Source organism: Massilia sp. FBCC-B171, from assembly GCF_059134155.1.
In genome coordinates, this window is record NZ_CP101443.1 from 3,679,568 (window position 1) to 3,693,807 (window position 14,240).

At 65.9% G+C, this 14,240-nt stretch carries 11 protein-coding genes; 7 read left to right on the forward strand and 4 right to left on the reverse strand.

Features of this window, described 5'->3' with window-relative positions:
- Positions 1 to 27: 27 nt before the first annotated feature.
- The 5 genes from NMB41_RS16695 (at position 28) to NMB41_RS16715 (ending at position 4,814) form a co-directional block, all read left to right on the forward strand.
- On the forward strand, positions 28 to 1,428 hold the full coding sequence (locus NMB41_RS16695; RefSeq protein ID WP_494378926.1) for an L-cystine transporter: 1,401 nt from the start codon (positions 28 to 30) through the stop codon (positions 1,426 to 1,428).
- A 100-nt stretch (positions 1,429 to 1,528) separates the two neighbouring features.
- Positions 1,529 to 2,293 (forward strand): histidine phosphatase family protein, encoded by a 765-nt coding sequence (locus NMB41_RS16700; RefSeq protein ID WP_494378927.1) that lies wholly within the window; start codon positions 1,529 to 1,531, stop codon positions 2,291 to 2,293.
- 5 nt (positions 2,294 to 2,298) lie between these two features.
- Positions 2,299 to 3,315, forward strand: coding sequence for an NAD(P)H-hydrate dehydratase (locus NMB41_RS16705; RefSeq protein WP_494378928.1), 1,017 nt, complete (start codon positions 2,299 to 2,301; stop codon positions 3,313 to 3,315).
- 299 nt (positions 3,316 to 3,614) lie between these two features.
- A complete protein-coding gene (locus tag NMB41_RS16710; RefSeq protein WP_494378929.1) occupies positions 3,615 to 4,100 on the forward strand; it encodes a hypothetical protein in 486 nt (161 codons plus the stop codon).
- Positions 4,101 to 4,424: 324 nt separating this feature from the next.
- On the forward strand, positions 4,425 to 4,814 hold the full coding sequence (locus NMB41_RS16715) for a hypothetical protein (protein ID WP_494378930.1): 390 nt from the start codon (positions 4,425 to 4,427) through the stop codon (positions 4,812 to 4,814).
- Positions 4,815 to 4,867: 53 nt separating this feature from the next.
- On the opposite strand, the gene NMB41_RS16720 is transcribed toward NMB41_RS16715, so the two are convergent.
- The 3 genes from NMB41_RS16720 to NMB41_RS16730 all read right to left on the reverse strand — a co-directional run bounded on the left by NMB41_RS16720 (position 4,868) and on the right by NMB41_RS16730 (position 9,898).
- The gene (locus NMB41_RS16720) at positions 4,868 to 8,110 is read right to left on the reverse strand and encodes an efflux RND transporter permease subunit (RefSeq protein ID WP_494378931.1); all 3,243 of its coding nucleotides are present in this window, start codon (positions 8,108 to 8,110) and stop codon (positions 4,868 to 4,870) included.
- Positions 8,111 to 8,113: 3 nt separating this feature from the next.
- Complete coding sequence (locus NMB41_RS16725) at positions 8,114 to 9,292, reverse strand: efflux RND transporter periplasmic adaptor subunit (RefSeq protein WP_494378932.1); 1,179 nt, start codon at positions 9,290 to 9,292, stop codon at positions 8,114 to 8,116.
- 186 nt (positions 9,293 to 9,478) lie between these two features.
- Positions 9,479 to 9,898, reverse strand: coding sequence for a divergent PAP2 family protein (locus NMB41_RS16730; RefSeq protein ID WP_494378933.1), 420 nt, complete (start codon positions 9,896 to 9,898; stop codon positions 9,479 to 9,481).
- Positions 9,899 to 10,051: 153 nt separating this feature from the next.
- On the opposite strand from NMB41_RS16730, the gene NMB41_RS16735 reads away from it, so the two are divergent.
- Both NMB41_RS16735 and NMB41_RS16740 read left to right on the forward strand, forming a co-directional pair.
- Positions 10,052 to 11,110: a DUF475 domain-containing protein gene (locus tag NMB41_RS16735; protein ID WP_494378934.1), complete on the forward strand. Its 1,059-nt coding sequence runs from the start codon at positions 10,052 to 10,054 to the stop codon at positions 11,108 to 11,110.
- A gap of 90 nt (positions 11,111 to 11,200) precedes the next feature.
- A complete protein-coding gene (locus NMB41_RS16740; protein WP_494378935.1) occupies positions 11,201 to 11,620 on the forward strand; it encodes a DUF8785 domain-containing protein in 420 nt (139 codons plus the stop codon).
- A gap of 196 nt (positions 11,621 to 11,816) precedes the next feature.
- On the opposite strand, the gene NMB41_RS16745 is transcribed toward NMB41_RS16740, so the two are convergent.
- Positions 11,817 to 14,144, reverse strand: coding sequence for a coiled-coil domain-containing protein (locus NMB41_RS16745; RefSeq protein ID WP_494378936.1), 2,328 nt, complete (start codon positions 14,142 to 14,144; stop codon positions 11,817 to 11,819).
- Between the last annotated feature and the right edge of the window lie 96 nt (positions 14,145 to 14,240).

The following is a 14,240-nucleotide window of genomic DNA, read 5'->3' on the forward strand; positions in this document are numbered from 1 at the left end:
TCCGCACACCTTGCTCTGAAGGCCGTCATGACCCTGCCACTGATTCTGAACCTGGCCGTCGCCCTGCTCGTCTGCGCCCTGCTCTACCGCATGCAGGCCAGCCACGCCTCGTTCACCAAACGCGTCTTCACCGGCCTGGGGCTGGGCGTACTGCTGGGCGCGGCGCTGCAGGCGATCTACGGCGCCGGCTCGCCCGTGATCGCCGCCACCAATGCCTGGCTCGACGTGCTGGGCAGCGGCTATGTGAAGCTGCTGCAGATGATCGTCATTCCGCTGATCATGGTCTCGATCATCGGTGCCATCCTCAAACTGCGCGACGCGGCCTCGCTCGGCAAGATCAGCGCGCTGACGATCGGCATCCTGATCGCCACCACCGCGGTGGCGGCGATGATCGGCATCCTGATGGCCAAGCTGTTCGGCCTCACGGCGGTGGGGCTCACGGCGTCGGCGGCGGAAGTGGCGCGCGGCGAATACCTGCAGGGTTCGCTCGCGACGGCCAAGGACATCTCGTTGCCATCGATGCTGCTGTCGTTTATTCCAGCCAATCCCTTCCTCGACATGACCGGCGCGCGCAAGACCTCGACCATTGCGGTCGTCTTCTTCTCGGTGTTCGTGGGCATTGCCGCCACCGGTATCGCCGTCAAGAAACCGAACGAATTCGCTTCCTTCAGCCACTTCGTGCACGTCGCCCACACCATCGTGATGCGCATGGTGACCCTGGTGCTGCGCCTGACGCCCTATGGCGTGTTCGCGCTGATGGTCAAAGTGGTCGCGGGGTCGAGCCTGCAGGACATCCTGAACCTGCTCGGCTTCGTGCTGGCCTCGTACAGCGCCCTGATCCTGATGTTCGGCGTGCACCTGCTGCTGGTTGCCATGTCCGGCCTGAACCCGGCACGCTTCTTCAAGAAAATCTTCCCGGTGCTGGCCTTCGCCTTCACCTCGCGCACCAGCGCCGGCGCCATTCCGATGAGCGTGGCGACCCAGACCACGCGCCTGGGCACGCCGGAAGGCATTGCCAACTTCGCCGCCTCGTTTGGCGCGACCATCGGCCAGAACGGCTGCGCCGGCATCTATCCGGCCATGCTGGCCGTGATGATCGCCCCCACCGTCGGCATCGACCCGTGGACCGCGAGCTTCATCCTGCCGCTGCTGGCCATCGTCGTGTTCGGCTCGATCGGCGTGGCCGGCGTGGGCGGCGGCGCCACCTTCGCCGCCCTGATCGTGCTCTCCGCAATGGACCTGCCGGTGGCGCTGGCCGGTTTGCTGATCTCGATCGAGCCCCTGATCGACATGGGCCGCACGGCGCTGAACGTGAGCGGGTCGATTACGGCCGGCACCCTGACCTCGCGCATCCTCGGCAGCACGGACATGAAGGTATTCAATAGCGACGCGGAAACCAATCTGGACGGCGAAGAACAAGCCGCTTAGCAATTAGAAAATGTTAATAGTTTGCGCACGGAATCGTGCGCGGACCCCTTGTCGAATCCGTCTATGATGATGACATGTCAACATCAACGGCGGACCGGTAATGGAACAAAAGTGGCCTCAGGAAATTTGGCTGATCAGGCACGGACAGAGCGCCGGCAACGTCGCCCGTGACCTTGCCGAAGCCGCCGCCGGCCACGAAATCGACATTGCCGAACGCGATGTCGATGTGCCGCTGTCCGAGCTGGGCATTCGCCAGTCCGAGGCCCTGGCGTCCTGGTTCGCCAGCCTGCCGCAGGCCGAGCGCCCGAACGTCGTGCTGCATTCGCCTTATGTGCGCGCGGCCGAGACCGCCAAAATCATCATCCGCCGCCTCGAGCGCGATTCGCTCCTGGCCATCAATGCCGACGAGCGCCTGCGCGAAAAGGAATTCGGCATCCTCGACCGCCTGACCACGCACGGCATCGCCCACAAATATCCCGACCTGTACGCCCAGCGCCAGCACGTCGGCAAGTTCTATTTCCGCCCGCCCGGCGGCGAAAGCTGGGCCGACGTCATCCTGCGCCTGCGCAGCGTGCTCGATACGCTCAGCCGCGATTACTGCCACGAGCGCGTCGTCATCGTCGCCCACCAGGTGATCGTCAACTGCTTCCGCTACCTGTTCGAACGCCTCGACGAGGCGACCATCCTGGCGTTCGACCGCGCCGGCGACGTGCCGAACTGCTCGGTCACCTCGTATTCCTTCGATCCGATCCAGGGCAAGCATGGCCGCCTGGTGGTTCGGCTCGTCAATTTCGTCGCCCCGCTAGAAGACACCGGTACCCCGGTGACGGTCGGCAAAGACATGCCCACCGCGCCGAAAGCCTGATCCCCATGAATGCCGCCGTGTGCCCCACCGATGCCGCACCTGCCGTGCACGATGTCACCACGCAACTGTTGCGCGCGTGGCCGCTGCCCATGCCGGGCGACGACGGCGACAAGGAAGAACGCGGCCACGTGCTGGTGCTGGGCGGCTCGCGCGAAATACCGGGCGCCGTGATCCTGGCCGCCACGGCCGCGCTGCGCGCCGGGGCCGGCAAGCTCACTGTCGCCACGGGCGAGAGCGTCGCCCAGCTGGTGGCGCTGGCCATGCCCGAAGCGCGCGTGATCGGCCTGGCCGAAACCGAGGCCGGCGGCTTCCTGCCTGACGCAATCGCCCGCCTCGACCCGCTGGCCGACCGCGTCAACGCCATCCTGATCGGCCCGGGCATGCAGGACGAAGCGGCGGCGGCCGAACTGGTGCATGGCCTGCTCGACCGCCTGCACGGCAGCAACACCGCCATTGTGCTCGATGCCTGCGCCATGGGTACCCTGATGTACACGCCGCCAGCGTGGGCGCCGGGCGAAGCCTTCCGCTTTCGCGAGCCCGTCATCGTCACGCCGCATTGCGGCGAGATGGCGCACCTGACCGGCATCGAAAAAACAGATATCGTGTCCGGACCCGACGCCCGGGCGCTGGCCTCGGCCGAGGCATGGAACGCCGTCGTCGCCCTGAAGGGCGCGCGCACAGTCATCGCCTCGCCGCAGGGAACAATGTGGCAGCACGAAGGCGGCAATGTGGGCCTGGCCATTTCCGGCTCGGGCGACACCCTGGCCGGCATCATCGCCGGGCTGGCCGCGCGCGGCGCCGCGCTCGAACAGGCCGCCTGCTGGGGCGTGGCGCTGCATGCGCGCGCCGGCGAACGCCTGGCTGAACGCATGGGCGTGCTCGGCTACCTCGCCCGCGAGATCCCGAACGAGATCCCGGCGCTACTCGAATCGATTGCCGGCCGCAAGGCAGGCAAGCAGGAGGAGCCAGGCCAGCCCGGCTCCCGCAACGACCATCCGGCCAACGCCGGGGGACTGGTGTAAACGGAAGCCGTTTTAACCAGTATCAAACTCCGCACGCTATATCGCGGAACAAAGCAAGAAGTGCGCGATTCGACGAACTGGCGTTCATCACGGCAGTCTAATTTTTACAGTCGAATTCGTGCACTGAATGGGGCCGCGTGTTGCGTCGGTTCCCTAAGGTTTTTGCCAATGAACACATGCATCGGGTAATCGATGTTGCCAACAAGAGGTTCATGGCAAAACCGAACTGGCGCCGTTGTTCTCCACCGCCTCACCTGGAGAAAACGGCACAAGATAGACGTGAACGAGGAGTTTAAACAATGAACGCAATGACCAAAGCACCAAAAATCCTGCTGACCGCCGCCCTGCTCGCATCGATGCTGGGCGCATGCAAGAAGAACGATACGGCCGGCACCGCTGGCGACACGTCGGCAACCTCGCCGACTTCGACCTCGGGTACGAGCGGCACCACGGGTACCACCGGCACCACGGGTGACACCACCGGCACCACCGGCGCCACTGGCACCACCGGCAGCGGCGCAATGGGCACCACGGGCGACACCACCGGCACCGGCGCGACCGGCACCACCGGCGCCATGGGCACCACCGGCAGCACCGGCACCATGACCGACCAGAGCGGCGCAGGCGCTGCAGCTCCGACCGGCGCGACGGGGACCACCGGCACCAGCGGCACCTCGGGCACCACCGGCGTGACCGGCGCGGGCGGCACCACCAACAATACCGACTCGACCGGCACCGGCAGCGCCGGCGCGGGTACCACCGGTACGACTGGCACTGGCCGCTAAGCAGCGTTGTTTGTCCACAAACCGGAGCCCCACAACGCGGGCTCCGCGTTTGCGTCTGGCCGGCGGCTTTCATGCCGGTTCTGACATCCAGCTTGCCCGTCCGGCCGGCTGGCTATCTTCCCCCGCCCCTACAATGTTTCAGCATTCCCCACGTCTTCCCGCGCTCCGCTGCCGTAGGCCGCGTCGCCTGCGCGCACCGACTGGCCTGCTTTGTCAAACAGCGCACAGTGAGGCCCGGGTGCGCCATGCCACAATCAAGGCAATCCCGCCACCGCTTGCTTTCAGCACGCGGCAACGGCATGCCATCGAACAAGGAGCCTCACCATGAACACCATGCACAACGTACCGAAAATCGTCCTGACCGCCGCCCTCCTCGCCGCCATGCTCGGCGCCTGCACCAAGAAGGATTCGGGTGTCGGCGGCGCCGGCGACGCCGCCGAAGTGACCAGCAGGACCGAAGGCTCGGGCGCCGGCGCGGCCGCCGGCGTCAGCGGCGCCACCGGCAATGCGGGCAATGCCGGCCTGTCCTCGACCGACTACAGCACCAACAACACGCCACGCACCGTCGGCAAGGAAGACAGCACGGACAAAGCCAGTATGGGCGCAACGGGCGGCGCCAGCGGTTTCGACGGTGTCAAACCGGTTGACGGCAGCGGCAAGACCACCGGAGGCACCGGCAACACCACCGGCACCGGCCCCGCGCCGACGAAATAAGGAAGCAAAAAAAACCCGCTTGCGCGGGTTTCTTTTTACCTGGGCCGGAACAATCAGACCCCTTCGGTCACCTTCATGGCGGGCGCTTTCGCCAGCGGCACCGGCTTGGGCTGCGCGCGTCCCGTCGCGAAACGGAAACCACGCATGACCAGGCGGTACAGCAGGCGCACGAAGACCAGCGTCAGGATCGCTTCCACGAAGGTCGCCAGGAAGGCCAGCAGCGCAGGATACCGCGCGGCGCGCCGATGGAACTTGGCGACCATGCGGTCACGCGCGATCTCGATGCTGTCGTAGAAGGTCGGCACGACCAGCAGCGTCAGGAAAGTCGAAGTGATCGTGCCCCCGATGATGGCCACGGCCAGCGGCTGATAAAACTTGCCGTCCGGACCCAGCGCCAGGGCCACCGGCAGCATGCCGGCGATCAGCGCGAAGGTCGTCATCAGGATCGGGCGCAGGCGCATGCGGCCGGCCTTCATCAGCGCGTCCTCGCGGTCATAGCCTTCCGCTTCCAGCGCACGGGCCGCATCGAGCAGCAGGATCGCGTTCTTCGCCACCAGGCCCATCAGCATGATGATGCCGATCATGCTCATCAGATTAAGGGTGCCGCCGGTCAGCAGCAGTGCCAGCACGACGCCGATCAGGGACAGCGGCAGCGACATCATCACGCCCAGCGGCGCGGTGAAGGAGCCGAACTGCATCACCAGGATCAGGTACATCAGGCCGATACCGCCCAACAACGCGGTGATCATCGCGCCGAAGAGGTCGGCCTGGTCCTTACCGGCGCCGCCGAGCGCCAGTCCATACCCTGGCGGGAAGTCGAAGGTCTTGGCCAGGGCCATGGCGTCCTGCGTCACTTCGCCGTTGGAACGGCCCTGGGCATTCGCTGACACGGTAATCACGCGTTTGCCGTCCTTGTGCACGATTTCCGAAGGACCTTTGCCCATGCTGATGCGGGCAATTTGCTCGAGCGGCACCATGGTGTTGGTGCCGGCGATCAGGATCGGAAGGCGCTCGATATTTTCGATGTTGACGCGGTCTTGCGGATGCAGGCGCACCGCGACGTCGCGCGTTTCGCCGGTCGGGTCGACCCAGTCGCCTACTTCGATGCCCGCGAACGCAACGCGCAAGGCGGTGGCGGCGTCGCCCACCGACACGCCCATCGAGTTGGCCAGGCCACGGTCGAGCTCGATCTGCAGCTCGTTCTTCGGATCCTGCTGTGACAGCGTGACGTCGACCGCACCCGGGACCTGGCGCAGCTTTTCCATATAGGACGAGGTCAGCTCCATGAGTTTGCGCGAATCGGGGCCGGTGAATTCGATCTGCACCGGCTTGCCGTTGCCGTTGAGGTCGTCAAGTACGGTGTACTCGGCGCCTACCAGGCCGGCCACCTTGACGCGCAGCTCGGCGGCAATTTCGGAGGCACTGCGCTTGCGGGTGTTGCGCTTGCCGATCTCGACATAGATCTGGCCGCCGTTCGGGCGCGCCACGACGTCGGTGGCACGCACATCCTTCATCGCCAGCGCCAGCCCTTCCGCCTGCTGCATCTTCAGCTTGGCGTAATGCAGGCTCGACGAGGCAGGGGTGCGCACCTCGATCATGATCTTGTTGCCGTCGCCCTTGGGCAGGAAGCTCGAGCCGCCGAAGAAGTACTGCAAGGCGATCGCGCCGGCGAAACTGGCCACGGCAATCGCACCCATCCAGCGGCGGTGGTGCAGCGCCCAGGCAATCACGTTGCCGTAGCGGGTGGCCTGATGGTCGAACCAGTGGTTAAAACGGGCCAGTACCTTCGAAATACCCTTTTTCGGTGCATGGTGGTGGCCGGGAGGATCGCCCCAGTAGGCCGACAGCATCGGATCGAGCGTGAACGAAATGAAGAGCGACACCAGCACCGAACAGGTCACGGTCAGCGCAAACGGACCGAACCATTCGCCGGAGATGCCTGGCATGAAGGCGACCGGAATGAACACGGCCATGATCGAGAACGTAGTGGCAGCCACGGCCATGCCGATTTCCGAGGTACCCACCAGCGCGGCGGTGCGGCGGTCGGCGCCCATTTCCATGTGGCGCACGATGTTTTCCCGCACGACAATGGCGTCGTCGATCAGCACGCCGATCGCCAGCGACAGACCGAGCAGGGTCATGAAATTGAGCGTGAAGCCGCACAGCCAGACGGCGATGAACGCGGCCAGCACCGAGGTCGGCAGCGACAGCGCGGTGATCAAGGTCGAACGCCATGAATTGAGGAAGGCGTAGACCACGAACACGGTCAGCACGGCGCCGAAGATGAGCGACTCGATCACGTTGTTGAGGCTGCTTTGTGCTTCCTCGCCGCCATCGCGGGTGATCGTCAGTTCGGTGCCCTTGGGCAGTTCCTTGTTGATCGCGGCGACTTCCTCGCGCACCCGCTTGGCAATCGAGACGGTCGATGCCTCGCGCGAGCGGACGATCTGGATGCCGACGTTCGGGTTGCCACTGTGAATCGAGGCGCTGTCGATGTCGGCGAAGCCGTCCTGGATTTCGGCCACCTGGTTCAGGCGCACGATGGTATCGCCGCTGCGCTTGACCACGATCTGCGAGAAGTCTTCCGGACGCTCGATGCGGCCGATCAGGCGGATACCCTTCTCGTCCATTTCGCCGCGCACCTTGCCGACCGGCGCATTGGTGTTCTGGTTGCGCAGCGCATTCGCCACTTCCGACACCGAGACATTGTATTCGCGCAGCTTCTCGGCGCGTAGCAGCACCGAGAGCTCACGCCGCAGGGCGCCGTTGACGCTCACCGTAGCAACGCCGTCGATGCCGCGGAAGCGGTCGGCCAGCTCGTCTTCGGCCTGGCGCGACAGCTCGGCATGGGATTGCCCTTTCGAGGACAGCGCCAGGCCCATGATCGGGCGTGCGGAAGGGTCGACGCGGCGCAGGATCGGCTCGCGCATCTCGATCGGCAGCTTGTAGCGCACCGCCGAGATGGCGTTGCGCACGTCGTCGGAGGCCTCGATCAGGTTACGGTCGAAGTCGAATTCCATCACCAGGGTGGCGCTGCCTTCGTTCGCATAGGCAGTGACTTCGGTCACGCCCTGCACGCTTTGCATCTGCTTTTCGAGGCGGTCGACAATCTCGCGCTCACTGGTCTCGGGCGATGCCCCCGGGTAAGGAATGTTGACCACGATCACCGGAATGTCGACGTCGGGTTCCTGGTTGACGCGCAGTTTGGACAGAGCCAGCAGGCCCATGCACATCATGCCCAGGATCAGCACGATCGTCGCGATCGGCTTTTTAACTGAGAAATTGGACAGGAACATGGCTTATTTACCTTCGACCGGCTGTGGCGCGACGCTGGCAAGGGTCTTGCCGGCGCCCTGGGCGGCACCGGTCAGTTCGACCTTCTGGCCATCCTTCAGGTTCGAGCTCGGGTTGCGCAGCACGGTGTCGCCGGCGGCCAGGCCCGATTTGATCTCGATGTTGCCGGTGCGCTGGTCGCGCATGCCGGTCTGCAGGTCGACTTTCGACAGCAGGCCGCCCTTGACGCGCCAGGTGTAGGTCTTGTCGCCGGCTTTCACCATGGCGCTTTCCGGCAGCATCAGGACGTTCGAGCTCTCGGCGTCGATCCGCCCCTCGGCGTACAAGCCCGCAACGCGGGGTTGTTCGCCAGTTAAGCCGACCAGCACCTCGACCTGGCGCGTGATGTCGTTGGCCGAGGCGTCGATGCGTTTCACGACGCCCGTGAACTGCTGGGTGCCATAGCCGTTGATGTGGTACTTGACCGGCTGGCCGACCTTGATCGTGCTGATCTTGTCGGTCGACACGCGCCCTTCGAAGCGCATGCTGGCCGGATCGATGACCTTGACCAGTTCCTTGCCGATGGTGGCGGTGTCGCCGCTGGAGACCTTGCGGTCGCTGACGATGCCGTCGAACGGCGCGCGCACCAGGGTGCGGGCGATCTGCTGGCGTGCCAGCGCGGCACGGCTCCTGGCGGACGACAACTCGCTCTGGGCGGTGTTGCGGCGCACTTCGGCTTCGTCCTGGGCCGCGGCCGAGGTCATGCCCGAGGCGCGCAGGGTTTTCAGGCGTTCGAGCTGGCGGTTCGCCTGGTCGAGCGCCTGGCCTGCCGCGCGCACGCCGGCATCGGCCGAGACCAGGGTGTCGCGGATCGCGGTTTCGTCGAGTTTGACCAGCAGGTCGCCTTTCTTGACCGGCTCGCCGTTTTCCTTGAGTACCTGGAGTACCACGGACGAGACTTCGGCGCGCAGGTCGGCGCGGCGCTCGGGCTGGATCGAGCCGGTAATCACGGGGCCGGAGGCGAGCGAATCGTTGGAGACCGTCAGCAAATCCTGGGGAGCGACCAGCAGCTGGCTTGGCTTGGTGTCCTTCTGGTCGGCGGAGGCGGTGGTCTTGCCGTCTGCCTTGGCCGGATCCTTGGCCTCCTTGCTGCAGGCGCCGAGAGCGGACGCGATGGCAAGGACGAGTAGAGTGTTGCGCAGCATTGAGGAATCTCCCGAGTTGGACGCTGGTGACGTATTTATAGAATTTGGATGGAACATGTCAGCGCGCAGTATCTAGGAGGCGGCCCAACCCGTCAATTGACGATCCCGCCCGTTGTTATTTTGGTGGGATGAACTGCGAAATGGTGCGATGAGCTGCATGCATTTCGGAGGACCTGCAGGGAGGGATCAGCCGCCGAAGAGGGCGTGGATCAGGAAGCCCATGCCGACGCCGGTGACGATGCCGCCACCGATTTCGACCAGCGTATGCCCCATGCGCTCGCGCAGCGTGATGTGGCCGGTGACGGCAATGGCCAGGCGATTGATCGCCGCGGCCTGGCGGCCGACGTGCTGGCGCAGGCTGTTGGCGTCGATCATGACGATGAAGGCCAGGGTGACGGCCACGCCGAAGGCCGGGTGATCGATGCCTTCGCGCAAGGCGATCAGGGTCGCCATGCTCGTGACGACCGAGCTATGGTTGCTGGGAAAGCCGCCATTTCCAACCAGGTTGAAGGCCCAGCGCCGCTGGCGCGCACTGCTGATCAGGAATTTGATCGGCCCGACGACCGCCCAGGTCAGGAAGGGCGTGATGAGGTAAGTAAAGTCCATGAAATCCTTGTCTGGTAGGTACATATGCCGGGCAGAATTATCGCAGAAGCAATGCGCTACGGCGACCTGCGCTGCGCCGCCCTGCCCCGGCTACGGTTAAGATTCCTGAAACTGTGGCATTTCAACCAATAAAGCAATCGTAAGGATGCGGCCATGCGCCATTTCAGGCTTTCCTTTGCCGTCACCATCGCACTGATGGGCGTCGCGGGCTGGTGGGGCTACACCCATGGCGGCATGCATGGCCTGCTGAGCGCGCTGTGGATCACGGCGGTGCTGGGGGTGCTCGAAGTCTCCCTCTCCTTCGACAACGCGGTGGTGAATGCCTCGGTGCTGCGCCACTGGAACGAATTCTGGCGCAAGCTGTTCCTGACCGTCGGCATCCTGGTCGCGGTCTTCGGCATGCGCTTGCTGTTCCCGCTGGTGATCGTCTCGGTCGCCACGGGCCTCGGCCTGGTCGACGTCTGGCACATGGCGATCGACACCCCGAAGGAATACTCGCGCCACCTGATGGAGCACCACGCCGAGGTCTCGGCTTTCGGCGGCGCTTTCCTGCTGCTGGTTTTCCTGAACTTCCTGTTCGACAGCGAAAAGGAACTCCACTGGCTGGGCTGGATCGAAGAGAAAGTGGGCAAGTACGGCTCCGAAGGGCTGGCGATCCTGCTCACGCTGCTGGCCGTGTGCGGCGCGATGAGCCTGATGATTGAGGAGCGCAAGCTGGCCGTGCTCATCGCCGGCGTGGTGGGGGTGCTGGTGTATGTGGGGGTCGACTTCATCAGCAGCTTGCTGGAGGAAAAAGAAGAAGACCCGAGCGTGGGCAAGATGATTTCCCAGGGCAGCATCGGCGGCTTCCTCTACCTGGAAGTGCTGGACGCTTCGTTCTCCTTCGACGGCGTGATCGGCGCGTTTGCGATTACCAACGACGTCGTCATCATCATGCTGGGCCTGGCGATCGGCGCCATGTTCGTGCGTTCGCTGACCGTGTTCCTGGTATACAAGGGGACGCTGCAGCAATTCGTCTACCTGGAACACGGCGCCCATTACGCGATCGGCATCCTGGCGCTGATCATGTTCGCCAGCGTGCACTACCACATCCCGGAATGGTTCACGGGGCTGTCGGGCCTGGCCTTCATCCTGGTCTCGCTGTGGTCCTCGATCCGGCACCGCAAGCGCAGCGAACTGGAGGAAACACATGGCAAGGAGGAGATTGCTTAAGAGTGGATTAAACGGGTGCGCTGCCATTTTGACAATCGGGCGGCGCGTGGCAGAATGAGGCCCATCCTTACTGACTGAACCCACCACATCATGCCGAAAGCCCTGCCGCGACGCGCCGTCGCAATCCTGCTGTCCCTCGTCGCCGCCCTGGCCGTGATCATGGCGATCTACACCTGGTTCACGCTGACCTGGTCGTATTCCGAAGGCACGCGTGCCGGCTACCTGCAGAAGTTCTCGAAAAAAGGCTGGCTGTGCAAGACCTGGGAAGGCGAAATCCTGCTCTCGAGCATGCCGGGCGCGATTCCCGAGCGCTTTACCTTTACCGTGCGCGAGGACAGCCTGGTGCAGAAGCTGCAATCGACCATGGGCCAGCGCGTCGAGATCAGCTACGAACAGCACAAGGGCGTGCCGACCGCCTGCTTCGGCGAGACCGAGTATTTCGTGAATAGCGTGAATACCGGGCCGCAGTCGCCGGTGTCGCCGAGCGAGGCGCCGAAGGTGGCGCAGTGATATTCAAGGCATATCACCACCAATGAGTGATATGCAAATGATATCAAGCGAAGGGACGTAGGGTGGGCGGGTCTCCCGCCCACGCGTTCAACGCACGCATGCACAGCCGAAACGTTCCTGCCTTGCGTCTCTACACTGTTTGAACGCGTGGGCGGGGAACCCGCCCACCCTACGGGTATATCGGTAACGTTTCCGCTTATTCCCCGACCGACCTGCGCTGGTGCATGATCACCTCGGCCAGCCTGGCCGCGGCCTGCTGCGCCGACGGCTGCTTCTTGAGCCGCCCCAGCACTTCGCGGGTGATGTTTTCCGATGCCGTGCGCTGGCGCAGTTCGGCCTGGCGCTCGTTGACGGCGTCTTCGGTCGCCGACAGCTCGGCCGCCTGCTCTTCCAGGCGCTTCGTTTCCAGTTCCAGCAACTCGCGCCGGGCGTCGGCCATCTGCTGCGTGGTCGCGGCGGTGCGGCGCTGCATGTCGGCGTGGGCGCGGGCGTGTTCCAGCAGCGCGCGCTGGGCGTCGCGCTTGTCGAGCGCCGCCTGCGCGGCGCTTGATTCGGCCAGCTCGTGTTCGCGCGCCAGGCGCGCCGTTTCTTCCTCGGCTTCCTGACGCACGCGCGCTGCCAGCGCCGTTTCCTGTTCCGACGCCAGGCGCGCCGCCGCCGCCGCGTTGGCGCGCGTATCGCGCTCGAACTGCTCCTGCTGCGCGGCCAGCTGCTGCTCGGCCAGCGCCAGCGCTTCGCGCCCCGCTTCGACCGCCAGCCGTTCGGCTTCCAGCGCCGCCTCGGTGGCCGCCAGGCGCGCCTGTTCGACGGCCGCGCGTTCGCCCTGCAGGCGCGCCAGTTCGGCGGCAAGCTGGGCTTCGGCCTGGGCCGCCGCCGCCGCGGCTTCTTCCTGCGCCGCCGCTTCTACCAGCTTGGCCGCTTCCAGCTGCTGGGCTTCCAGCGCCGCCTGCTGGGCGTCCTGCGCGCGGCGCTCGGCCTCGGCCTGCTCGTGCAGGGCGGCTGCCTGGGCCGCCTCAGCCTCGGCACCGGCAGCCGCCGCCTGGGTCAGGGCGCGTTCGGCCTGCTGCCGTTCCTGCACCTGGGCCAGGGCCAGGCTTTCCGCGTCATGGCGGGCGCGTTCGGCGTCCGCCAGCAGCGCGGCTTCGCGCATGCGCTGCTCGGCCAGGCTGGCCGCCTGCTGTTCCTGTTCGATCGTTTCACCGGCGAGCGCCAGTTCGGCCTCCTGCGCCGCGTTGCTGCGGGCGCGCGCATCGGCCGCAAGCCGGGCCTGGGCCGCGCGTTCCTCGGCCAGCGCGCGCTCGCGCTCCTGCTCTCTGGCGTCGACTTCGGCCGCCAGCGCGGCCTGGCGGTCGGCCTCGGCGCGCTCGCGTGCGTGCGCAAACGCTGCCGCTTCGGCCTGCAGGCGCACTTCCACCTGCTGGCCCGCTTCGTGTTCGGCTTCGGCGCGCGCCAGGGCGATTTCGCGCAGCTTGCGGTCGGCCTCGATGCGCGCTTCGGTCGCCACCGCGATACGGGCCTCGGCGTCGCGCCGCGCTTCGGCGGTCGAGGCGGCGGTCTGTTCGAGGCGCTCGCGGTGGATCGCGGCGTCGCGCAATTCCTTTTCCAGCTGCAGGCGCGAACGCAGGGTGTCGGCCGCGATCTTGGTCGAATCGGCCTGCGACCGGGCGATCGATTCGCGCTCATGTTCGACGTGGGCCAGCGCGCGCGCTTCCTCCAGCGCGCGCGCTTCGGCCGTGGCGCGGGCGAAGGCGGAACTGAGCGCCACCTGGTCGGCGCGTTCGCGCTGCAAGGCCAGTTCCAGCGCTTCGGCTTCGACCTGCGCCAGTTTTTCGGCGGTCTGGCGCGCGGCTTTTTCGGCCCGTTCGCGCTCGCGCGCCAGCACGGCAACGCGCGCGTCGGCGCTGGCGCTGTGCAGCACTTCTTCGCGCGCGGCCTGCACGGCGGCGACGCGTTCGGCGGCCTGGCGCCGGGCTTCCTCGGTTTCGACCAGCAGGTCTTCGGCGGCGCGCGCGGCTTCCTGGGCCATTGCGGCCTCGGCTTCCATTTGTTCGGCGGCGCGGCGGCGCGCTTCGTCGGCGGCGCGCGAACGCGCCTCGACCGCAAGGCGCCCTTCGGTGTCGGACTGGACCCGGGCGCGCAGCTCGGCCGTCTCCAGGCGCATCGCTTCCAGGCGTTCGCTCGACGCCTGGGCGGCAGCGCGCAGGGTTTCCAGGCGATCGCGATTGAGTTCGATGACTTCTTCCGAGGCCTGGGCGTTGGCCAGGGCCGCGGCGGCGGCGGCGGCGTCAAGGGCGGCGCGCTCCTCGGCCAGCGAGCGGGCGCGCGCCTCGGCGTGGGCGCGCGTTTCGGCGGCGACGTTGGCCTTGGCTTCGGCTTCCACACGGGCGATCGCTTCCTTGATCGCCGCCTTTTCCAGCGCGCCGCGCTCGGCTGACGGCGCCGGCGCCGGGACGTGCTGGAGCTGCGAGGCCGGCATGTCGATGGTGAAGTCGGTATCGTCGTCTGGTGCTGGGGCTTGTTCCATGATTGTTCTCGTTGTGGCGGCGCGCAGTTCGGGCTGTTTCATTATCGGCGAAACCGGGCAATCATGGCACGCCGAACTGCACCGTGAAAGACGCGC